This window comes from Janthinobacterium saanense (assembly GCF_014200675.1).
Taxonomy (GTDB): domain Bacteria; phylum Pseudomonadota; class Gammaproteobacteria; order Burkholderiales; family Burkholderiaceae_D; genus Janthinobacterium.
Genome location: NZ_JACHCI010000004.1, coordinates 347,330 through 369,727 on the forward strand (window position 1 = coordinate 347,330; position 22,398 = coordinate 369,727).

Here is a 22,398-nt window from a genome sequence, read left to right on the forward strand (position 1 = left end):
GCCATGAAAAATACGACACAATTTGCCCCCGGCCGCGCGCTGGACGTGATCTGCCTGGGCCGCCTGGCCGTAGACCTGTACGCGCAGCAAATCGGCAGCCCGCTGGAAGACGTCAGCAGTTTTGCCAAATACCTGGGCGGCTCATCGGCCAACGTGGCTTTCGGCACGGCCCGGCTGGGCTTGAAATCGGCCATGCTGTCGAAAGTGGGCGACGACCATATGGGCCGTTTCCTCACCGACACCCTGGCCCGTGAAGGCTGCGATATCAGCCACGTGGGCATCGACCATGAAAGGCTGACGGCGCTGGTGATGCTGGGCATCAAGGATAAACACACGTTTCCGCTGATCTTTTACCGCGAAAACTGCGCCGACATGGCGATAGCACCCGCCTCGGTGGACGCCGGCTTTATCGCGTCGAGCAAGGCTTTATTGATTACCGGCACGCATTTTTCCACCGAGGCCATGCATGGCGTCAGCACCCAGGCGCTGGCGCTGGCCCGGGCCAGCAATGTGCGCACCGTGCTCGATATCGATTACCGGCCCGTGCTGTGGGGCTTGTCGGGCAAGGCCGATGGCGAAACGCGCTTTGTTTCCAGCGAGGGCGTGACCCGCCACCTGCAAGGCATCTTGCCGCAGTTCGACTTGATCGTGGGCACGGAAGAAGAATTCATGATCGCCGGCGGCGGTGTCGATATCCTGGCTTCCTTGCGCGCCGTGCGGGCTCTTAGCGCCGCGACCCTGGTGGTCAAGCGTGGCCCCCTGGGTTGCGCCGTGATTGACGCGGCGATTCCCGCCAGCCTGGACGAGGCCTTCAATTATGCCGGCGTGCGGGTCGATGTGCTCAATGTGCTGGGCGCGGGCGACGCCTTTATTTCCGGTTTCCTGAAAGGCTGGCTGCGCGGCGAAGACTATGCGGCGTGCAGCCGCTACGCCAATGCCTGCGGCGCGCTGGTGGTCTCGCGCCACGCCTGCGCGCCCGCCATGCCGTCACCGGTAGAGCTTGATTATTTCCTGGCCCATGCCGCCAGACTCACGCACCCCGACCAGGACGCCACCCTGGCGCGCTTGCACCGCAGCACGGTGGCCCGCAAGCAATGGGACGAAGTGTGCGTGTTTGCTTTTGACCATCGCACGCAATTTTTTGAACTGGCGCAACAGACGGGTGCACCGGAATCGGCGATTTCCGCTTTAAAACAATTGATGGTGCAAGCCGTGGCGCAAACGGAAACAGCGCTGGGTTTGTCCGGCAAGACCGGCGTGCTGATCGATGGCCGCTACGGTCTTGACGCGCTGAACGACGCCACCGGGCGCGGCTGGTGGATAGGCCGTCCGGTCGAATTGCCCGGTTCCAATCCCCTGCAATTCGACTGGGGCCGTTCTATCGGTTCGCACCTGAACAGCTGGCCGAAAGAACATGTCATCAAATGCCTGGTGCAATTGCATCCCGACGATACGGTGGAAAACCGGCTGGAACAGGAAGCGCAGATCAAGGCCTTGTACGATGCGGCGCAAGTGAGTGGTCACGAACTGTTGCTCGAAGTCATACCGTCCGATAGCTTGCCGCAACATCCAGATACGGTCTACCGCGCCGTGAAACGCCTGTATAACCTGGGTATTTATCCGGAATGGTGGAAGCTGGAAAGCATGAGCGCCCAGCAATGGCAAGCCATCGATGCGCTGGTGCATGAGCGCGACCCCTACTGCAGAGGCGTCGTACTGCTGGGCTTGAACGCGCCTATCGATGCGCTGGCCGATGGTTTCGAGGCCGCCCGCAACAGTACGACCTGCCGTGGCTTCATGGTCGGCCGCACCATCTTCCATGAACCGGGCCGCCGCTGGCTGGCTGGCGAGATCGATGATGCAGGCCTGATTTGCGCCGTGCGGGCCAACTTCGAGCAGCTGATTTCGCTGTGGCAAGGTAGCCGCAAGCAAATGGAGCGTGCCGCATGAATATTGCACGCAAAAACACGATACGTTTGACGATGGCGCAGGCGCTGGTGCGCTATCTGGCGGCGCTGCGCACGCAAGACCAGCAGCCGCTGTTCGGCGGCGCCTTTGCGATCTTTGGCCACGGCAATGTGGCGGGTCTGGGCGAAGCGCTGTACCAGTACCGCGAGCACCTCCCTACCTACCGCGCCCACAATGAACAGGCCATGGCGCATGCGGCGATTGCTTACGCCAAGGCGCATATGCGCCGGCGCATGATGGCGGTCACCAGTTCCATCGGTCCGGGCGCCACCAATCTGCTGACGGCCGCCGCGCTGGCCCACGTGAACCGCTTGCCGGTATTGCTGTTGCCGGGCGACGTGTTTGTTTCGCGCGCGCCCGACCCCGTGCTGCAGCAACTGGAAGATGGCGGCGATGGCAGCGTGTCCGTCAACGACGCCTTCAAACCCTTGTCGCGTTATTTCGACCGCATCATTTATCCCGAGCAATTGCTGACGGCCTTGCCGAGGGCGATTGCTGTCCTGACCGACCCGGCCGCCTGCGGCCCCGTGACCCTGTCCTTGCCGCAAGACGTGCAAACCATGGCTTACGATTACCCCGAGGAATTTTTCGAGCCGCGCATCGTGCGTTTCCGCGCTATCCCTCCTGTGGAGGCGGAACTGGAAGAAGCGGCCGCACTCTTGAAAAAAGCGAAACAACCGTTGATCGTGACCGGTGGCGGCGTGCTGTATGGCGAAGCGGGCGCCGCCTTGCGTGCCTTTGCCGAGCGCCATGGTCTGCCCGTGGCCGAAACCCAGGCAGGCAAGGGCGCCTTGCCCTGGGATCATCCGCTGCAACTGGGCGCCATCGGCGTGACCGGCTCGCCGGCCGCCAACAGCCTGGCCGCCGACGCCGACCTGGTACTGGCGGTGGGCACGCGCCTGCAAGACTTTACGACGGGATCGAACGCGCTGTTTGGTGACGCTGAGATGGTCAGCCTGAACGTCAACGCTTTCGATGCCTTGAAACGCCGTGGCCTGGCCGTGCAGGCCGATGCAAGCCTGGCCTTGCAGGGCTTGTCGCGCCAGCTGGAAGGCTGGAATAGCGCCGGCCAGTGGAATGAACGGGCACAGCAGGCGGGCACGGCGTGGCGCGAGACGGTGGCGGCCATCACCGGCAAACGCGAAGTGGCTGGTTTGCCATATGACGGCGAAGTGATCGGCGCCGTGCAGCGCTCGTCGCCGGACTCCACCGCGCGCGATATCGTCGTCTGCGCTGCGGGCACCTTGCCGGCCGAGCTGCACAAGCTGTGGCGCACCAGCACGCCGGGCGGTTATCACATGGAATATGGCTATTCCTGCATGGGTTATGAAATTGCCGGCGGCCTCGGCGTCAAGATGGCGAAACCGGACGCCGAAGTCATCGTCATGGTGGGCGACGGCAGTTACCTGATGATGAATTCGGAAATCGCCACCTCCGTCATGCTGGACAAAAAACTCATCATCGTGGTGCTCGACAACCGTGGTTATGGCTGCATCAACCGCCTGCAGCAGGCGTGTGGCAATGCGCCGTTCAACAATATGCTGGCCGATTGCCTGCAGGCGGGCGAGGGCGCGCCGCAGATCGACTTTGCCCTGCATGCGCGCTCCCTGGGCGCCTTGAGCGAACACGTGGCCGACATCGCCGGCCTGGAGCAAGCCATGCTGCGCGCCCGCGCCGCCACGCGAACGTATTTGATCTGCATCAATACCGACGACACGCGCACTACCGAAGAGGGCGGCTGCTGGTGGGAAGTGGCCGTGCCGGCCGTATCAAACCAGGAAGGCGTGCGCGCCGCGCGTGCCCGTTATGAAACCGAGCGCCTGAAGCAAAGGAATTGAAATGAACACATGGAATGTACGTATCGGCATCAACCCGATCTCGTGGATGAATGATGATTTGCCCTCGCTGGGCGGCGAAACGCCGCTGGAAACGGCCTTGAAGGAAGGCGCGGAAATCGGCTACGCCGGTTTTGAATTGGGCAACAAGTTTCCCAAGGACGCGCCGGCTTTGCGGGCCGTGCTGGGCAAGTATGATCTGGCTTGCGTGTCGGGCTGGTATTCGGGGCGGCTGGCCCACCGCTCTGTCGAAGAAGAAATTATTGCCGTGGACTCGCATTTGCGCTTGCTGGCCGACAGTGGCGCCAGCGTGATGGTATATGGCGAAGTGGCCGACGCCATCCAGGGTGAACCGCGCCCGCTGTATAAGCGCCCGCGTTTCCAGTCGCAGCAGCAATGGCAAGACTATGCCGGCAAGCTGACCGCCTTTGCCAGCCATTGTTTGTCGCATGGCGTGCGCCTGGCCTATCACCATCATATGGGCGCTTACGTGGAAACACCGGCCGACGTCGATCAATTGATGGCCTTGACGGGGCCGGAGGTGGGCTTGCTGTTTGACACGGGGCACATCACTTTTGGTGGCGGCGATGCCTTGACGATACTCAATAAACACATCCACCGCGTGTGCCATGTGCATTGCAAGGATGTGCGGCCCAAGGTGATGAAACTGGCACGCAACGGCCATTGGAGTTTCTTGCAGTCCGTCATTAACGGTACGTTCAGCGTGCCGGGCGACGGCAGCATCGATTTCCCGGCGATTTTGACGAGCTTGTACCGCAATGGCTACGAAGGCTGGCTGGTGGTGGAAGCCGAGCAAGACCCGGCCGTGGCGCCCAGCTATCAATATGCCAAGATGGGTTACGACTATCTGGCGCAACTGGTGCGCCAGATTCCTGAACTTAGCCCCCAAGCGGGCCAGGAGGCAGCATGAGCCTGCTCGTCAAAGCCAGCAAGCATGGTCAGCAGATCGTGCAAGTCACACCCGAATCGGCCGGCTGGACCCACGTGGGCTTTGCCGCCCACCGCCTGGCCGCCGGTGAACAGCTTTCCCTGGGCACAGGATCGCGCGAACTGTGCATCGTGGTGCTGACCGGCACGGTGACGGTGCGGGCCGGCGAGCAGACCTGGGCCGATATCGGCGGGCGGGCCAGCGTGTTTGAAGCACGCTCGCCGTATGCCGTGTATGTGCCCTTGGAAACGCAAGTCAGCATCACGGCAAGCAATGCAGCCGAGGTGGCCCTGTGCAGCGCGCCGGCCACTACCCACCGTCTGGCCCGTCTGATCGCGCCTGAAACGATGACGCGCTCGGTGCGCGGCAAGGGCGCCAATACGCGGTATGTCTGCGACATCCTGCCGCAGACGGCCGAGGCCGATGGCTTGCTGGTGGTGGAAGTGCTGACGCCTTCTGGCCACTCGTCGAGCTATCCGCCGCACAAGCACGATAACGACAATGTGCCGGCGGAAAGTTCTCTGGAAGAAACCTATTACCACCGCCTCAATCCCGAGCAGGGGTTTGCCTACCAAAGAGTCTATACGGATGACCGTTCGCTGGATGAAGCGATGGCGGTGGAAAACCACGACGTGGTGATGGTGCCGCGCGGCTACCATCCTGTCACCGTGCCCTATGGCTACGATGGCTATTACCTCAATGTGATGGCCGGCCCGAAACGGGTCTGGCACTTTAAAAATGACCCGGCCCATGAATGGCTGATGACAAAGTGAAAGCTAAGTGAGAGACGATATGACTACCCCGACAATTGGCCACTATATCGGTGGCAACCCGATGACTTCGCGCTCGGAGCGCACGAGCGACGTGTTCAACCCTGCCACCGGCGCGGTGGCCGCCAAAGTGGCGCTGGCCACCGCTGCAGAACTCAATGCCGCCGTGGCCGCTGCCCATGCGGCGTTTCCCGCCTGGTCGCAAACCTCGCCGCTGCGCCGCGCGCGCATCATGTTCAAGTTCAAGGAATTGCTGGAAGAACATTCGGACCAGCTGGCCGCCCTGATCACGGCCGAGCACGGTAAAGTGTTCACGGATGCGAAAGGCGAAGTGACGCGCGGCATCGAAGTGGTGGAGTTTGCCTGCGGCATCCCGCAAATGATGAAGGGAGAATACAGCGAGCAAGTCGCCGGCGGCATCGACGCATGGTCGATCCGCCAGTCGCTGGGCGTGTGCGTGGGCATTACGCCATTCAATTTCCCGGTGATGGTGCCGATGTGGATGTTCCCGATGGCGATTGCCTGCGGCAACACCTTTGTGTTGAAACCGTCCGAGCGCGACCCATCGGCCAGCTTGCTGCTGGCGCAATTGCTGACGGACGCGGGCTTGCCCGATGGCGTGTTCAACGTGGTGCAGGGCGATAAAGAAGCCGTCGATGGCTTGCTGCATCATCCCGATGTGCGTGCAGTCAGTTTTGTCGGTTCCACGCCGATTGCCGAATATATCTACGCCACCGGCTGCGCGCAGGGCAAGCGCGTGCAGGCGCTGGGCGGCGCAAAAAACCATATGGTGGTGATGCCCGACGCCGATATCGAGCAGACGGTGGACGCCTTGATGGGCGCAGCCTACGGTTCGGCTGGCGAGCGCTGCATGGCCATTTCCGTGGTGGTGGCGGTGGGCAATGTGGCCGATCAACTGGTGGCCGCCCTGAGACCGCGTATCGCGGCCCTGAAAATCACCCAGGGCATGGATTTGCAGGCCGAGATGGGCCCGGTGGTGACGCAGGCTCACAAGGACAAGATTGCCGGCTACATCGCCACCGGCGTCAAGGAAGGTGCATCGCTGGTCAGCGATGGCCGTGGTTTCGTGCTGCCTGGCCATGAAAAAGGTTTTTTCCTGGGCGGCAGCCTGTTCGACCATGTCACGCCCGACATGACGATCTACAAGGAAGAAATCTTCGGCCCGGTGCTGTGCATCGTGCGCGTGCCCGATTTCACGGCCGCGCTGGAGCTGGTCAACGCCCACGAATACGGCAACGGAACGGCCATTTACACCCGTGACGGCAACACGGCGCGCGAATACACGCACCGCGTGCAGGTGGGCATGGTGGGCGTCAACGTGCCGATTCCCGTGCCGATGGCCTTCCACAGCTTCGGCGGCTGGAAACGCAGCCTGTTCGGCGACCACCATGCGCATGGCCCGGAAGCGGTGCGTTTCTACACGAAACAGAAGGCCGTCACCCAGCGCTGGCCCGCCTCGACCCAGGCCGGGGCCGAGTTTGCGATGCCGACACTGAAGTAAAACCATCTAGCCACTAGCGTATCGGCAGCGCCACGGGGCGGATGGGCGCCGCGTCGCCGCCACGGAACTTCAAGGAAGCGCCGATGAAGGCGAACTGGTAGACTTTGTCGCGCGATAGCGCTTCCAGGTCGACCAGTTCCATGATGGGCGTGCCCTGCTGCGCCAGCAGATAGGTGTGCACGGGCAGGTAATTGCCCGCCACTTCGGAGGGGAAGGCCTCGAAACTGAGGTTGTCCGCGCCCACCACCATGGCGCCGCCGTCTTCCACCAGGAATTTCGCCGCGTCCAGCGACAGGCCGGGCGGATTGGCCATATAGGCTTGCGCCTGCTCATAGTGCTGCATGCGGCCCGTGCGTATCAGCACCACGTCGCCCTTTTCCAGCGTTACCTTCTGCTGCGCCAGCGCCGCGCGCAAGTCCTGCCGTGTGACCCGGTAATTGTCGGGCAGTTGCTGGAGTCCCTTGGCGACGGCCACGTCGATCAGCACGCCGCGCGCGACGATGGGCGGCAGCTTTTCCGCGCCCGTCACCGTCCAGCCCCGGTCGCCCAGATACTGCTCTTCCGTAAAGCCGTTCCAGATCTTGCCGTTCAGGCCGAAATGATTGAGCGCGTCGATATGCGTGCCCATGTGGGCATACATGGAAACGGCCGAGCCCGTGTAACTGACGTGGCGGTTCATGGCGTCGCCCACGTTCATGGAATCGGCTACCAGATTGCCTTTCGGCGTGTGCGTCATCCACATCTGGTAGGGCGGGTCGCCGGCTGCCTGCCAGCTGGGCATGCCGATATAGAAATCGACGGCCAGGTCATAGCTCTTGCCGCCGGCTATGCGGGCGAGGATGGCCGCGCGCGAGGCGGCGGTCATCAGGTTCAAACGGCCGATCTCGTCTTTCGGCCCCCAGGGGCTGACGCCCACTTCGGGCAGGGCGGCGGTGGCCGGGGCCGCCTGTGCTGCGCCTCCCAGCAGGGCCAGCAGCAGGGGCAGGGTTTTCAATGGGCTAGGGAAGGTCAACATGAGAGGGCTCCTGGTGTCAGGTGAAGAAAGAAGCCGCCATCATATTGTTTTCTATTTCAATGATAATCAGCGATAAAATAATAATATATTTCACTGCAGGGAAAGAATCATGGATGTATTGGCGCTCATGCGCGTATTTCGCACGGTGGTCGAGCGCGACAGCTTCGGCAAGGCCGCGCTGGAGCTGAACCAGTCGGCGGCGGCCATCAGCAAGCAGGTGCGCCAGCTGGAGGAGCGGCTGGGCACCTTGCTGCTGCTGCGCACCACGCGGCGCATGAGCTTGTCGGACGGCGGCCGTGCCTACTATATTGAATGCTGCCGCCTGCTCGACGAGATCGCCGCGCTGGAGCTGGCCACACGTGGTTCCGCCAGCAAGGTGGCGGGGCGCTTGCGCGTGAACGTGCCGCTGTCCTTCGGCCTGAAGGTGCTCTCGCCGCTGCTGCCCGCCTTCATGCAGCGCTACCCGGAGGTGAAGCTGGAGCTGACCCTGGACGACCGTTTGCGCGACGTGGTGGGCGAGGGTTATGACGTCTCGCTGCGCATCCGCGCCGCACTGGCCGATTCGACTCTGGTGGCGCGCCGCCTGGGCGAAGTCGAGCAGATGATCTGTGCCGCGCCCGCCTACCTGGCGCGGCGCGGCACGCCGATGCAGGCGCTGGACCTGCACGGCCACGATTGCCTGCCGTACCGGCTGGCCGACAGCCCCGGCATCTGGCAGCTCGACGGCCCGGAAGGGGCCAGCAGCATCGTGCTGCCGGTGCGTTTTTCGGCCGACAACAGCCTGCTGCTGGCCGACATGCTGGTCGCTGGCGTGGGGGTGGGCGCGCTGCCGTCCTTCATTGCCGCGCCGCTGCTGGCCAGCGGCGTCCTGGTGCGCGTGCTGCCGTCGCACGCCATGGACAGGCGCGGCGTGTACGCGCTGACACCCGACGGCCGCCACGTGCCGCAGAAGGTGCGCGCCTTCTGCGACTTCCTGGCTGCAGCGCTGTAGCTGCTTTCAGCGGTCTTGTTGCCATCTTGATTAGGGGTTAATGCAATATGGCAACGTTTGCCATATTGCACTTTTTTTCGTGGGTGGTCGTCTCGCACGGGGGCTTTGATAGTATGCTGGCGTTAGTCAGGCGGGGTTGCGCACCCGTTACTTGAGGAACCCGAATAAGCGATCGACAATGCACACTCTGAACAGGAGCTGGACGGTATCAGGTTTCAAGATTTGGGCGGGGGGCGCACTGCTGGCGCTGGCGATAGGTGGTGCTTTGTACGCCGATGCGGCGCGCACCGTCAATGAAGATGCCTGGCAGCGCTTCGACAATCTGACCCACGGCGCCCAGCATAGCCTGACGGCTCGCGTAAAAAGCTATTCCGACTTGTTGCATGGACTCGAGGCGCTATTCCGTACCAGCGATCCATTGTCGCGTCGGCAATTTCACGATTATGTGGCTGGCCTGGACCTGGAGCGCCAGTTTCCTGCCATCGAATCGATCAACTATGCGGCGGCCATCACCGCCCGCCAGCGCGCCGCCTTTATCGCCTCCGTGCGCGCCGACACCAGTTTGCATCCCCAAGGCTATCCCGGCTTTACGATACAGCCCGAGGGTGAACGGCCTGACTATACGGTGCTGACGTATCTGGAGCCGGACCCTTTGCTGTCCGAACGCCACGGCGTCGATATCGCCGCCAATCCCCTGGTGGCGCAATCGCTGGCGCTGGCGCGCGACAGTGGCCAGGCGAATGCCTCGGGGCAGGTGATCATGATCAAGGGGCCGCCCGCGCACGTGGGCCTGGGGCTGCGGCTGCCCGTGTACCGCAACGGCATGCCGCTATCGAACGCCAGCGAGCGGCGCGCCGCCTATCAGGGCTCGGTAGGCATCGGTTTTGGTGTGGCCCAGCTGGTGCACAGCGCATTCCAGAACAGCGTCCTGGAATCGCTGCATCTGTCCCTGTATGCCTTGCCACACGACGTGAGGCCAGTGGAACTGGCGTCAGATGCCGATTTCCGTCTCACGCCGCAGGACCGTTTGCTGTACAACGATGGCCAGGATCTGGCGCTGGCGCCGCCAAAGCCCGGCAGCGACGATGCGTATTTCGACCATGTGGTGCCGGTCGAGTATCAGGGCGGCGTGTGGAAAGCGCATTTCCGCATGCGCAAGACTGAGTTGTACAGCAATTTCGATCATTACTTCCCGTGGCTGGCGCTGCTGGTCGGCGTGGCCGGCACCCTGCTGGCCTATGGTTACATCTACACCTTGTACCGTTCGCGCCGCTACGCCATCGCCCAGCGCGCCTTGCTCGATACCGTGCTCGACAGCGTCGATGCCTACGTCTACATGAAGGATGCCGACTTGCGTTACCGTTATGTGAACGCCCGGGCGGCTTTCATGCTGGGGCGTACTCCAGAACAGATCATCGGCCGTCACGACAATGAACTGATGAGTGCTGAGGCGGCGCAGGCAGTGCATGGCACCGATCGCCAGCTGTTTGACAACGGCGTCAAGTTTATCGGCGAAGAGCGTTTCGTCGACGCGCAGGGGCAAGTCCATCATTTGTGGAGCGTGAAAGTGCCGTTGGGCACGCCCGATGCCGTGACGGGCCTGATCGGCCTGTCCACCGATGTGACGGAGCTGCATCGCCTGAAAGAGCAGGCCGATGCGGCCAGCCAGGCCAAGAGCGATTTTTTGTCGAACATGAGCCATGAGATCCGCACGCCGATGAACAGCATTATCGGCATGGCCCACCTGGCGCTGAAGTCGGTGACCGATGTCCGCCAGCGCGATTACCTGCAAAAAATCTACCACTCGGGCCAGCACTTGCTGGGACTGATCAACGATATCCTCGATTTTTCCAAGATCGAGGCGGGCAAGCTGGAACTGGAAGTGCTGGACTTCCGGCTCGATACCCTGCTGGCCAATATCGCCAGCCAGCTTGGCGATGCGGCCGCCGCGCGTGGCCTGGTTTTCCGTTTCGATATCCCTCCTGCTTTGCCGCAGCGCTGGCGCGGCGATCCGCTGCGGCTGGAACAGGTCTTGCTGAACCTGGCCAGCAACGCCATCAAGTTTTCCGAAAACGGCAATATCTTTGTGCGGGTACGCCAGTCCGAAGAACGCGACCAGCACAGCACGCTGCATTTCGAAGTGCAGGACCGGGGCATCGGCATGAGCGAAGTGGAAGTGGCGCAGCTATTTCGCTCATTTCACCAGGCCGACCCGTCGACGACGCGCAAATACGGCGGCAGCGGCCTGGGTCTGGTGATCAGCAAGCAGCTCGCTGAACTGATGAAAGGCACGGTGGGCGTCACCAGCCAGCCCGGGCATGGCAGCACCTTCTGGTTTACGGCGCGTCTGGAAAAATACGTGGGCATGCATGACGACAGCATGAACGAGGTGGAGCCTGAAGTGCTGGGCGTGATCCGCGGCGCTTCCATCCTGCTGGTGGAAGACAATGTCTTCAGCCAGCAGGTGGGCTGCGAATTGCTGGAAGACGCGGGCGCCACCGTCACCATCGCCAACAATGGCCGCGAAGCGCTGGAACTGCTGGCAAGGCAGCGCTATGACTGCGTGCTGATGGATGTGCAGATGCCGGAGATGGATGGCTTCGAGGCCACCCGCCGCATCCGCGCCGACCGGCGCCTGTCCGGCGTGCTGGTGATCGCCATGACGGCCAATGCGGGCAGCGAAGACCGCGCCCGCTGCCTGGAAGCGGGCATGGATGAATTCGTGACCAAGCCGATCGCGCCCAATTTGCTGTTCCACCTGCTGGCGAAATGGTTCCGCCTGCGCGGCGGCATCGGCCACGCCGCGCCGTCTGCTGCATCCGCTGCCGCACCCACGGCAAACTTGCAGTCATTGGCATCGCTGAGCCAGGGCAGCGACTGGCGCGACACGGCCATCCTCGACCTGGCTACCTTGGCGCTTACCTTCAGCCACGATACGGCCAAGATGCGCAAGTACGCGCAGCTTTTCCTGGACACGGCGCGCGATAGCATCGCCGAGATGGAGCAGGCGCTGGCGCTGGAAGACCTGGGCCGCCTGGCGGACCTGGGCCATCGCAGCAAGTCATCGGCACGCGCGGTGGGCGCGAATGCCATCGCCGCCTTATGCCTGTCCATCGAAGGCTTGCGCCGTGGCGGCGACTTGCCGCAGGCACGCGCGCTGGTGGCCGCGATGGCGCCGGCGCTGGAGCAGGTAGCTGAACAAATCATGCTGGAATTTGCGCTGCACGATGCGCGTTGAGTGCACGATGATGCTTGCAGAGGCGATAATATGACTTTGTCGCGCTAGTCGCCCCAACGCACTCATCGGAACCGCATGCAAACTAACGTCACGCCCGGCCTGCTCATCTTGCACGGCAACCAGCTGGAACAACTGCGCGCCGCCGTCTTTCAGTGGCTGCGCAGCCATCCGCTGGCGCCGCTCGAGACCGACATCTTCCTGGTGCAGTCGAATGGCGTGGCCGAATGGCTGAAAATCGCCCTGGCCGAGGAAATGGGTATTTGTGCCGCTACCCGCATCGCCTTGCCGGCGCGCCTGCTATGGGAAAGCTACCGGGGCATGCTGGGCCGCGAGCGCGTGCCGCGCGTGTCGCCCTTCGATAAATCGCCATTGACCTGGCGCCTGATGCGTTTGCTGCCGTCCTTGCTGGACGATGCCGTGTTTGCGCCGCTGCGCTATTTTCTGGCCGATGGCGATGCCGAACGCCGGCTGCAGCTGGCCGAGCGCCTGGCCGACTTGTTCGACCAGTACCAGGTGTATCGGGCCGACTGGCTGGCCGACTGGGCGGCCGGGCGCGACCAGCTGCGCACGGCGCGCAATGACGCCATTCCCTTGAAAGAAGACCAGCGCTGGCAGGCGCAGTTGTGGCGGGCGGTGGCGGCAGACGTCGCTGAAAACGAACGCCGCACGGGCCGGGCCGACATCCACGACGCCTTTTTGGCCGCGATTGACGCTGGCGAAGCACCGGCCGGCAAGCTGCCGCGCCGGGTGGTGCTGTTCGGCGTCTCGGCCCTGCCGTATCAAACCCTGCAAGCGCTGGCCGCGCTGGCGCGCTACACGCAAGTGGTGCTGGCCGTGCCCAATCCCTGCCAGTTTTACTGGGGCGATATCATCGAAGGGCGCGACTTGCTGCGCGCCGCGTATAAACGCCAGCAGCAGCGCAACGGCGCCGACCTGGCGCAGATCCCGCTCGAAGAACTGCATGCGCACAGCCATCCGCTGCTGGCCAGCTGGGGCCGGCAAGGGCGCGACTTTATCCGCATGCTCGATGAATTCGATGAAAGCGCGGCAGCCGAAGGGCGCGACGACAGCCTGCGCATCGACCTGTTTGGCGAGGAAGCGGGCGAAACCCTGCTGCAGCAGGTGCAGGTCGCCATCCGCGAACTGCGCCCGCTGGCCGAACATGAAAAACTGCCGCCTGCGCCGCAGGACCGTTCGATCGAATTTCATGTGGCGCACAGCGTGCAGCGCGAAGTCGAAGTGCTGCACGACCAGTTGCTGGCCATGTTTGCCAGGAGCAGCACGACAGGCTTGCGACCGCGCGACGTGGTGGTGATGGTGCCCGATATCGACACTTTTACTGCCGCGATCCACGCCGTGTTCGGCCAGCACCGTCGCACGGATGCGCGTTTCATTCCGTTCGAGATCGGCGACGTCAAGGACCGCAGCGTCAATCCGCTGCTGGTCGCGCTGGAGTGGCTGCTGCATTTGCCGCAGCAGCGCTGCCGCCAGAGCGAAGTGCGCGACTTGCTCGACGTACCCGCGCTGGCGGCCCGCTTCGGCTTGCAGGCCGACGACCTGGCCACCCTGGGCGCCTGGATCGAAGGCGCCGGCGTGCGCTGGGGCCTGGATCAGGAACACCGCAGCGGCTTGGGGCTGGGTGCGGCAGGCGAACAGAATGCGTGGATCTTCGGCTTGCGGCGCATGCTGCTCGGTTACGCCAGTGGCGCCGGCGCCAGCTTCCACGGCATCGAGCCGTATGCGGAAGTGGGCGGCCTCGATGCGGCGCTGGCCGGTTCGCTGGCGCAGCTGGTCGAAGCGCTGCTGCACTGGCGTGAGGTGCTGGCCGGGGCGCGCACGCCGGCCGAATGGGGCACCCAGGCGCGCGCGCTGCTGGCGGCGTTTTTCGACGCCGGCGACGAAGGCGACCGTTTGACCCTGGCCCAGCTGGAAGGCGCTTTGCAGGGCTGGCTGGAAACCTGCGAGCATGCGGGCTATGTCGAAGCAGTGCCGCTGTCGGTGCTGCGCGTAGCCTGGCTGGGCGCGCTCGACGAACCGACCCTGAATCATCAATTCGTCTCCGGTGGCGTGACCTTTTGTACCCTGATGCCGATGCGCGCGGTGCCGTTCCGCGTGGTCTGCCTGCTGGGCATGAACGATGGCGACTTCCCGCGCCGCGCGCCGAAAGCCGATTTCGACTTGCTGGCCTTGCCCGGCATGGCGCGCCCCGGCGACCGTTCGCGCCGCGACGATGACCGCTACCTGATGCTCGAAGCCTTGCTGGCCGCGCGCGACAAGCTGTATATCAGCTGGGTCGGGCGCAATGTGCGCGACAACGCCGAGCAGCCGCCTTCGGTGCTGGTGTCGCAATTGCGCGACTACCTGGCCGCCGGCTGGTCGCTGGACCGCCATCTGCACACGCTGACGACGGAACACGCGCTGCAGCCGTTCAGCCGCCGCTATTTCGAAGATGGCGGCTTGCTGACCTATGCCGGCGAATGGCGGGTGGCGCATACGGAAGCGGCGCAGCAGGCGGAGCAGCTTTCGCTTGGGCCGTATGAACCCGATCCGGACCGGCGTTTGAAACTGGGCGAACTGGCCAGCTTCTTGCGCCAGCCCGTCAAGTATTTTTTCCGCCAGCGCCTCAGCGTGAACTTTATCGACGCCGCCACCCTGGGCGAAGACGAGGAACCGTTCAGCCTGAATGCTTTGGAGCGTTATCTGCTGGAAGATACCTTGCTGGACGATGGCGGTGCGGTGGAAGACCTGCTTGATGTGCGCGTGAGCCTGCAGGCGCGCGCGGACCGGCTGGCGCGCGAAGGCGTGCTGCCGATCGGCCTGATCGGCCAGCAGGTGCAGGCGCAGCTGGTCGAGGCACTGGTGCCCGTGCGCAGCGCCTGGCTATCCTTGCGCGCCTCGTATCCGCTGGCGGCCGACAAGCGCGCCATCAGCCTGGCTTTCGGCGAAGTGCGCATCGACGACTGGCTCGATAAACTGCGCCGCAACGATAGCGGCACGGCCTGGCTGATGCAGATTTCATCGAAGGTGATGGACAAGCAGGGCCAGGCGCGTGGCGATAAATTGATGCTGATGTGGTTGCGCCAGCTGGCCGCCGCTGCCCTGGGTTTTCCCGTTACGGGCTACCTGGTGGCGCGCGACGCCATCGTCAGCATGGCGCCGTTGGAACAGCAAGCTTCGCGCGACGCCCTGGCCACCTTGCTGGCGCTGTGGCGCGAAGGCATGAACCACCCGCTGCCGACGGCCTGCAAGACCGGTTTGGCACTGGTGCAGCAGGGCGACCCGCGCGCCATCTACGACGGCGGTTTTGAATTGTCGGGCGAGCGCGAGGAATTGTGCCTGGCCCGTTTGTGGCCCGAGTTTTCCGCGCTGGCCGCTGAAGAAGCCTGGGAAGACTGCACGCGTGAGTTGTATGGCCCGCTGGCCGACTGGCTGCGCGAGCATGTCACGCTGGACCCGATAACCGCGCAGGATGACGGCGCAGGAGAAGAACAACCATGACCAGCCATCTGCTCAATCCCCTGGAGTTTCCGCTGCACGGCTCGCGCCTGATCGAGGCATCGGCCGGCACCGGCAAGACCTGGACCATCGCCGCGCTGTACGTGCGCCTGGTGCTGGGCCATGGCGACGACGGCAGCCGCTTTGTGCGTCCGCTGCTGCCGGCCGACATCCTCGTGATGACCTTTACCCGCGCCGCCACGCGCGAACTGTCGAACCGCGTGCGCGAACGGCTGATCGAAGCGGCCGCGTATTTCCGCCACGAGTCCGATAGCAGCGACCCGTATCTCGATGCCTTGCTGGACTCCTACCCGGATGACAGCGAACGCCAGAAGGCGGCGCACCGGCTGATGCTGGCCGCCGAGACGATGGATGAAGCGGCTATTTTTACCATCGACGCCTGGTGCCAGCGCATGCTGCGCGAGCATGCGTTTGATAGCGGCAGCCTGTTCGATGAAGAGCTGGTCAGCGACGAGCAGGCCCTGTTCGAGGACGCGGCCCACGATTACTGGCGCCAGCAAGTCTATCCCTTGTCGCCGCAGCCCCTGCAGGCGCTGCAGGATTGCTGGGGTGACGTCGAGGCGCTGAAAAAAGGCGTGCGCGAACTGGCGCGCCGCAGCGATATCATGGCCATGGCGCAGGATGAACCGCTGTCCACCCTGATCACGCGCGAACAGCGCGCGCTGGCAGCGCAGCTGGCGCAGCTGAAACAGGGCTGGGCCGAGCGCGCCACGCAGATGGAACAATGGATACGCACCCACCGGGAAGCGTCGCCCAAGTGTTTTAACGGCGTCAAGATGAAGCCCGAGAATGTGGCCAAATGGTTCGATGGCTTGCGGGCCTGGGCTTTTGATCCGATGCTGCTGATGCCGAATATCACGGCCAAGGCCTGGGAAAGGCTGACGCCGGCCGGTATCGAAGACGCCTATGCGAAAAACTTTACGGCCGTGGTGCCCGAGTGTTTCGACCATACGGAAGGATTGGGGCGCGCGCTGGCAGCCCTCACGCCGCTGGCCCATGCGCTGCATTTGCATGCAGCCGCCTCGATCGCCCGGCGCATGCAGCAACTGAAGCGACAGTCGCGCCAGTTCGGTTTTGCCGACATGCTGCAGCGCCTGCACGATGCGCTGGCCGGCGAAAATGGCGCGGCCCTGCGCCAGCGCATCGTCGACCAGTATCCGCTGGCCATGGTCGATGAATTCCAGGATACGGCGCCCGGCCAGTACCAGATTTTCAATCTGCTGTACCGGATTGCCGACAATGCACCTTCGCTGGGCCTGTTCCTGATCGGCGACCCGAAACAGTCGATCTATGGTTTTCGCGGCGCCGATATCCAGAGTTACCTGGCGGCGCGGCGCGCCACCGATGGCCGCCATTACCAGCTGGGCACCAACTTCCGCTCGACGGCGCCGCTGGTGGCCGCCGTCAACCAGTTATTCCTGCACGCCGAGCGCGAGGAAGTGCCGAAAGGGGCTTTCCGCTACCGTAAAAATGGCGAAAATCCGCTGCCCTTCGAGGCGGTCGGCGCCAAGGGCCGCGCTGAACGGCTGGTGTCGGCCGACGGTCCACTACCTGCATTGCAAGTGGCGTGCGCCAGCGACGAATCGCTACGCGGCGACAGCTACCGCGAGTACTTTGCTGCTCATTGCGCCGAGCATATCGTGGCCATGCTGGGCGATGAACAGGCCGGTTTCGATGGCCCGGACGGATACAAACGCTTGCAGCCAGCCGATATCGCCGTGCTGGTGCGCGACCGCAAGGAAGCTGCCGCGATCCGCCGCGCGCTGGCCCGGCGCAGGGTGGCCAGCGTGTATTTGTCCGACAAGGATTCCGTGATCGACAGCGAAGAGGCGGCCGACGTGCTGCGCTGGCTGACGGCGCTGGCCAATCCGCTCGATGGCGGCCTGGCGCGCGCCGCGTTTGCCACGCGCACCATCGGTTTGTCGCTGGGCGAACTGGCGCGCCTGTCGAACGAAGAGTTGGAGTGGGAACGCAGGGTTGAGCAACTGAAGGCGCTGCACCTGATCTGGCAGCGCCAGGGCGTGCTGGCCATGCTGCGCCGCTTCATCCACGAGCTGCAGTTGCCCGCCATGCTGCTGCAGCAGACGGGTGGCGAGCGGCGTTTGACGAATCTGTTGCACCTGGCCGAACTGCTGCAATCGGCCAGCCGCCAGCTCGATGGCGAACAGGCGCTGATACGCTGGCTGGCCGAGCAGATCGCCGGTGAAGGCGAGAGCGGCGACGAGCGCGTGCTGCGCCTGGAAAGCGATGCCGAACTGGTGAAAGTCATTACGGTGCATAAATCCAAGGGCCTGGAATACCCGCTGGTGTATTTGCCGTTTGCCGTCACGGCGCGCAAGGTCGACAAGCGCAACCGCAGCTTTGTCGAGTATGCCGACGCCGAAGGCGAGCGCCATATCGACCTGTCGCTGTCCGACGAGGCCATGGCTGCTGTGGAAGAGGCGCGCATCGAGGAAGATTTGCGCCTGCTGTACGTGGCGCTGACGCGGGCGCGCCATTTTTTGTGGCTGGGCGTGGCCGCGCTGGCGGCCCGCAAGGCGGGCGAAAACACCTTGCATGAATCGGCGCTCGGCTACTTGCTGACGGGCGGCGAGAAGCTGCCGGCCGAGCATTTGCAAACGCGCTGGCAGCAGTTGCGCGGCGACTGCGACGCCATTGCGATCAACAGCCTGGCCCAGCCCGATACGGTCACCGTACTGGCGCGCAAGGAGCTGCGCCCGGAACTGAAGGAGGCGCCGCAGTTCACGGGCAGTTTCGAACGCGACTGGACGGTGGGCAGTTTTACCTCGCTGACGCGCCAGATCGGCGCCGTCACGGCTGCCCATGTGCCGCAGCGGGCGCAGGAAGAGACCTTGCTGGAAGATGGTACGGGTGCAGCAGTCTTATCGCCAACGCCGCAAGCCCAGGACACGCCGTGGCACCGCTTCCCGCGTGGTTCCATGCCCGGCAATTTCCTGCATGAGCAGCTCGAATGGATGGGTGGTGAAGGCTTTGACTGCGTCCATGAAGCCAGTTTCGATACGCGATTGGCTGCGCGCTGCGAGCGGGCAGGCTGGGGCCATCGCCAGGAAGACGCCATCGCCTGGCTGCGCGAGGTGGCGCTTACTCCGCTGCCGCTGCTGGCTGCCTCCTTGTCCGAGTTGGACAGCACGCTGTCCGAGATGGAGTTCTGGTTCCCCAGCGAGCATTTGTCGACCGAAGCGTTGGATAGCCTGTGCACGCGCTTGCTGCTCGATGGCGCGCCGCGTCCCGTGCTGCCGCGGCGCCAGCTGCACGGCATGCTGAAAGGTTTTGCCGACCTGGTCATCGAACGCGATGGCCGCTACTGGGTGCTCGACTACAAATCGAATGCGCTGGGCGTCAACGACGCGGCCTATCACACGCAGGCGCTGGCGGCCGGCATGGCGCAGCACCGCTACGATATCCAGGGCGCCATCTATATGCTGGCCTTGCACCGGCTGTTGCGCAGTCGCCTGGGGGAAGCCTATGACCCGGCAGAGCATCTGGGCGGCGCCATCTTTTTATTTTTGCGCGGCATCGCCAATACGCAAACGCGCGGCTGCTACTGGCTGGCGCCGCAAGCCGAACTGCTGGACGGTCTGGATCAACTGCTGGAAGAAACCCATGAAGCATGACGTGGCGCTGGACGCCTTGTTTTCCCATTTCGATGGCCTCGCCGAGGCCGGCCATGTGCGCCGTTTGAGCGCGGCGTTTGCCCGCTTTATCGCCAGCCTGGAGCAAGACGCATCCGATGCACCAGCGCTGGGCGTGGCCTGCATGGTGCTGTCCGAACTCGAAGGGCGCGGGCATAGCTGTCTGATGCTCGACGAGCTGGCCGATGGCCCATCGCAGCTGATGGGCTGGCAGGAAGAATTGTGGCAGGACTTGCTGGCTATTTCCGGCCCGCTGCCCGAGACGCTTGAGGCCTGGCACGCGCTGCTGGCCCGCGCGCCGCAAGTGTGGCCGGTGAGGGACGACGACCTGCAGCAGCCGCTGGTGCTCGATGGCGCACGCCTGTATCTGCGCCGCTACTGGCGCGATGAAACCTTGGTTGGCCAGCGCATCGCCGAGCGGGCGGGCATCACCGTGACACCGCCTTTGGCGCAGGTGCGCCGCTGGCTCGATATCCTGTTCGACCAGCCCACGCCCGACGGCGGCCCGGACTGGCAAAAAACGGCGTGCGCGATTGCCATGCGCGGCAAGGTGGCCATCATCACGGGCGGCCCGGGCACGGGCAAGACTTATACGGTGGCCAGTTTGCTGACCTTGCTGTTTGCCGTGTCGGCGCAGCCGGAGCAGCTGCGCATCGCGCTGGCCGCGCCGACCGGCAAGGCGGCGGCGCGGCTGAAGCAATCGATAGACAAGGCCTTGACGGGGCTGGCGGCAAAGACGGGCGACAGCTTGCCGCTGCTGGAACTGGCCAAACGCATGGGGCCCGCGCGTACCCTGCATAGCCTGCTCGGCGCGCGGCCCGATACGCGCGCCTTCCAGCATCACGCGGGCAATCCACTCGATGTCGATGTGCTCATCGTCGACGAAGCGTCGATGGTGCACCTGGAAATGATGGCCTCCCTGCTCGATGCCCTGCCATCCACCGCGCTGCTGGTCCTGCTGGGCGACAAGGATCAGCTGGCGTCTGTGGAAGCGGGCGCCGTGCTGGGCGACCTGTGCCACGATGCGCAGGCGGGCGGCTATACGGCCGACACCATCGCCTATGTGCAGGCGGCCAGCGGCGTGCAGATTCCGGCGCAGTTTGCAGGTAGCGCCGGCGCGCTGGCGCAGCAGACGGTCATGCTGCGCCACAGCCACCGTTTCAGCGGGCCGATCGGCGAACTGGCGCTTGCCGTCAACGCGGGCCAGCCACGGCTGGCGCAGCAATGCCTGGCCAGTGACAGCGGTGGACAAGTGGCGTGGCTGGCTGCGGCGCAGCCGGACGACGTGCTGCGCCTGGCCCTGCGCGGGCGTGCCGATGCGCCCGGTGGTTATCAGCCTTATCTGGCGCTGGTCAATGCGGGCCCGGATGGTGAATATGCGCAGCATGACGACTGGGTGCGCAAGGTGCTGCACAGCTTTGAAGCCTTCCGCATCCTGTGCGCCGTGCGCGAAGGCGAGTGGGGCGTGGCCGGCTTGAATACGGCGATAGAACTGCGGCTGGAAAAAGAAGGGCTGATACGCCGCAGCGAATGGTATGTGGGGCGCCCCGTGATGGTCACGCGCAACGACTACGCCACCGGCGTATTCAATGGCGACATCGGCCTGACCTTGCGCGACCCTGCCCGGCCGGGGTCCTTGCGCGTGTATTTCCTGGAAGGCGAGACGGTGCGCAGCGTGCTGGCGACGCGTTTGCGCCACGTGGAAACGGCGTTCGCCATGACGGTGCATAAATCGCAGGGCTCGGAATTTCGCCACACGGTGCTGGTGCTGCCGCAGGAAGGCGGCGCCATGCTGGCGCGCGAACTGGTCTACACCGGCATCACGCGCGCTCGCGATTTCTTCACCCTGGTGTCGCCCACGCAGGCGGTGCTGTTCGACGCTATTCTGCGCCGCACCCAGCGCGCCAGCGGCTTGCGGGGGCTGATCGGCACCTAGCGCATCAGTCGCCCGGTGGCGTAGCCAGCATCCTGCCCAGCGCCGCCGCCAGGTCGGCATGGTATTGCGTGGCTATCGCGCTGTCCACGAAATCGAAGCCGTGGATGGCGCCCGGGTAGACATGCGTTTCCACGGGCACGCTGGCGCGCGACAGGCGTAGCGCATAGGTCACGTCTTCTTCGAGAAACAGGTCGAGCGCGCCGACGGCGATGAAGGTGGGTGGCAGCGCTGCCAGGTCCGGGACGAGGGCAGGCGCAAAATATGGCTGCCATTCGTCCTTGAACGTTACGCCCCGCAAGGCCGACCAGGCAAACTGGTTGTGGCTGGCGGTCCAGACGAATTCGCCCGTGCTCGGGTTCTGCACGGGGGCAGCAACACTGCCCGTCCTGGGATCGAGCATCGGATAAATCAGCACCTGGCCAGCCAGCCGATATTCTGCCCGGTCGCGCGCCAGCAGCGCAAGCATGGCCGCCAGGCCGCCGCCCGCGCTCTCGCCCATGACGATGATGCGGGCCGGATCGAGACCCAGTTCATGCGCATGCTTGACCAGCCAGGCCAGCGCCGCATACGCATCGTGCAAGGGTGCGGGGAATGGCGACTCGGGAGCCAGCCGGTACTGCACGCTGAGCACCAGTGCCTGATGCTGCTGCGCCATGGCCTGGTTCGCCCTTGAAAACATGTCGGGCGTGCCGGAAATGAAACCGCTCGCATGCAGGAACAAAATCGCGGGCAAGGGGTGATCCACGGCCTGTTGCGGGCGATGGATCAGCAGCCGCAACTGCTTGCCATCGGGGCCGCCTGCAATCATGCGCTCTTCCCATGGCGCGTCAGTTGCCTGTGCATCGGCAGGGAAGAGCTGGGCCAGGCTGGCGCGGTATTGCGTGATGCCTTGCTTTGCCGGGTCGAATGCGGCGAACGCCTGCGCAAGCGGGCGCGCGGCCGGGTCAACCAGGGGCAGGGTGGTCTGTGCCGGATTGCTCATTATCGTATTGCTCATGGCATGGT

At 64.0% G+C, this 22,398-nt stretch carries 12 protein-coding genes; 10 read left to right on the forward strand and 2 right to left on the reverse strand.

Annotated elements, in window-relative coordinates:
* Window positions 1-3 precede the first annotated feature (3 nt).
* Genes HDE72_RS08745 through HDE72_RS08765 form a run of 5 tightly spaced genes read left to right on the forward strand, consistent with a single transcriptional unit; the run spans window position 4 to window position 7,044 of the window.
* The gene (locus HDE72_RS08745) at window positions 4-1,950 is read left to right on the forward strand and encodes a bifunctional 5-dehydro-2-deoxygluconokinase/5-dehydro-2-deoxyphosphogluconate aldolase (RefSeq protein ID WP_183739009.1); all 1,947 of its coding nucleotides are present in this window, start codon (window positions 4-6) and stop codon (window positions 1,948-1,950) included.
* Window positions 1,947-3,806 carry a 3D-(3,5/4)-trihydroxycyclohexane-1,2-dione acylhydrolase (decyclizing) gene (gene iolD, locus HDE72_RS08750; RefSeq protein ID WP_183739011.1) on the forward strand — a complete coding sequence of 620 codons (1,860 nt, stop codon included), beginning with the start codon at window positions 1,947-1,949 and terminating at the stop codon, window positions 3,804-3,806. Before HDE72_RS08745 ends, iolD begins: the two co-directional genes overlap by 4 nt.
* Window position 3,807: 1 nt before the next feature.
* Window positions 3,808-4,734, forward strand: a complete 927-nt coding sequence (gene iolE, locus HDE72_RS08755) for a myo-inosose-2 dehydratase (protein ID WP_183739016.1) — start codon at window positions 3,808-3,810, stop codon at window positions 4,732-4,734.
* Entirely contained in the window at window positions 4,731-5,525 is a 795-nt protein-coding gene (gene iolB, locus HDE72_RS08760) for a 5-deoxy-glucuronate isomerase (protein ID WP_183739019.1), read from the forward strand. The genes iolE and iolB overlap by 4 nt, the downstream gene beginning before the upstream one ends.
* Before the next feature lie 19 nt (window positions 5,526-5,544).
* Window positions 5,545-7,044, forward strand: coding sequence for a CoA-acylating methylmalonate-semialdehyde dehydrogenase (locus tag HDE72_RS08765; RefSeq protein WP_183739022.1), 1,500 nt, complete (start codon window positions 5,545-5,547; stop codon window positions 7,042-7,044).
* 13 nt (window positions 7,045-7,057) lie between these two features.
* On the opposite strand, the gene HDE72_RS08770 is transcribed toward HDE72_RS08765, so the two are convergent.
* Complete coding sequence (locus HDE72_RS08770; RefSeq protein ID WP_183739025.1) at window positions 7,058-8,059, reverse strand: cyclase family protein; 1,002 nt, start codon at window positions 8,057-8,059, stop codon at window positions 7,058-7,060.
* A 109-nt stretch (window positions 8,060-8,168) separates the two neighbouring features.
* Between HDE72_RS08770 and HDE72_RS08775 the strand changes: the two genes are divergently transcribed.
* The 5 genes from HDE72_RS08775 to recD all read left to right on the forward strand — a co-directional run bounded on the left by HDE72_RS08775 (window position 8,169) and on the right by recD (window position 21,393).
* On the forward strand, window positions 8,169-9,050 hold the full coding sequence (locus tag HDE72_RS08775) for a LysR family transcriptional regulator (RefSeq protein ID WP_183739028.1): 882 nt from the start codon (window positions 8,169-8,171) through the stop codon (window positions 9,048-9,050).
* Window positions 9,051-9,228: 178 nt separating this feature from the next.
* Window positions 9,229-12,288 carry a CHASE domain-containing protein gene (locus HDE72_RS08780; protein WP_183739031.1) on the forward strand — a complete coding sequence of 1,020 codons (3,060 nt, stop codon included), beginning with the start codon at window positions 9,229-9,231 and terminating at the stop codon, window positions 12,286-12,288.
* 75 nt (window positions 12,289-12,363) lie between these two features.
* Entirely contained in the window at window positions 12,364-15,786 is a 3,423-nt protein-coding gene (gene recC / locus HDE72_RS08785) for an exodeoxyribonuclease V subunit gamma (RefSeq protein ID WP_183739034.1), read from the forward strand.
* A complete protein-coding gene (gene recB / locus HDE72_RS08790; RefSeq protein WP_183739037.1) occupies window positions 15,783-19,439 on the forward strand; it encodes an exodeoxyribonuclease V subunit beta in 3,657 nt (1,218 codons plus the stop codon). The genes recC and recB overlap by 4 nt, the downstream gene beginning before the upstream one ends.
* Complete coding sequence (recD, locus tag HDE72_RS08795; RefSeq protein WP_183739039.1) at window positions 19,429-21,393, forward strand: exodeoxyribonuclease V subunit alpha; 1,965 nt, start codon at window positions 19,429-19,431, stop codon at window positions 21,391-21,393. Before recB ends, recD begins: the two co-directional genes overlap by 11 nt.
* A gap of 4 nt (window positions 21,394-21,397) precedes the next feature.
* Here recD and HDE72_RS08800 read toward each other — a convergent pair whose 3' ends face one another.
* Window positions 21,398-22,390: an alpha/beta hydrolase gene (locus HDE72_RS08800; protein ID WP_221291204.1), complete on the reverse strand. Its 993-nt coding sequence runs from the start codon at window positions 22,388-22,390 to the stop codon at window positions 21,398-21,400.
* Window positions 22,391-22,398: the final 8 nt, after the last annotated feature.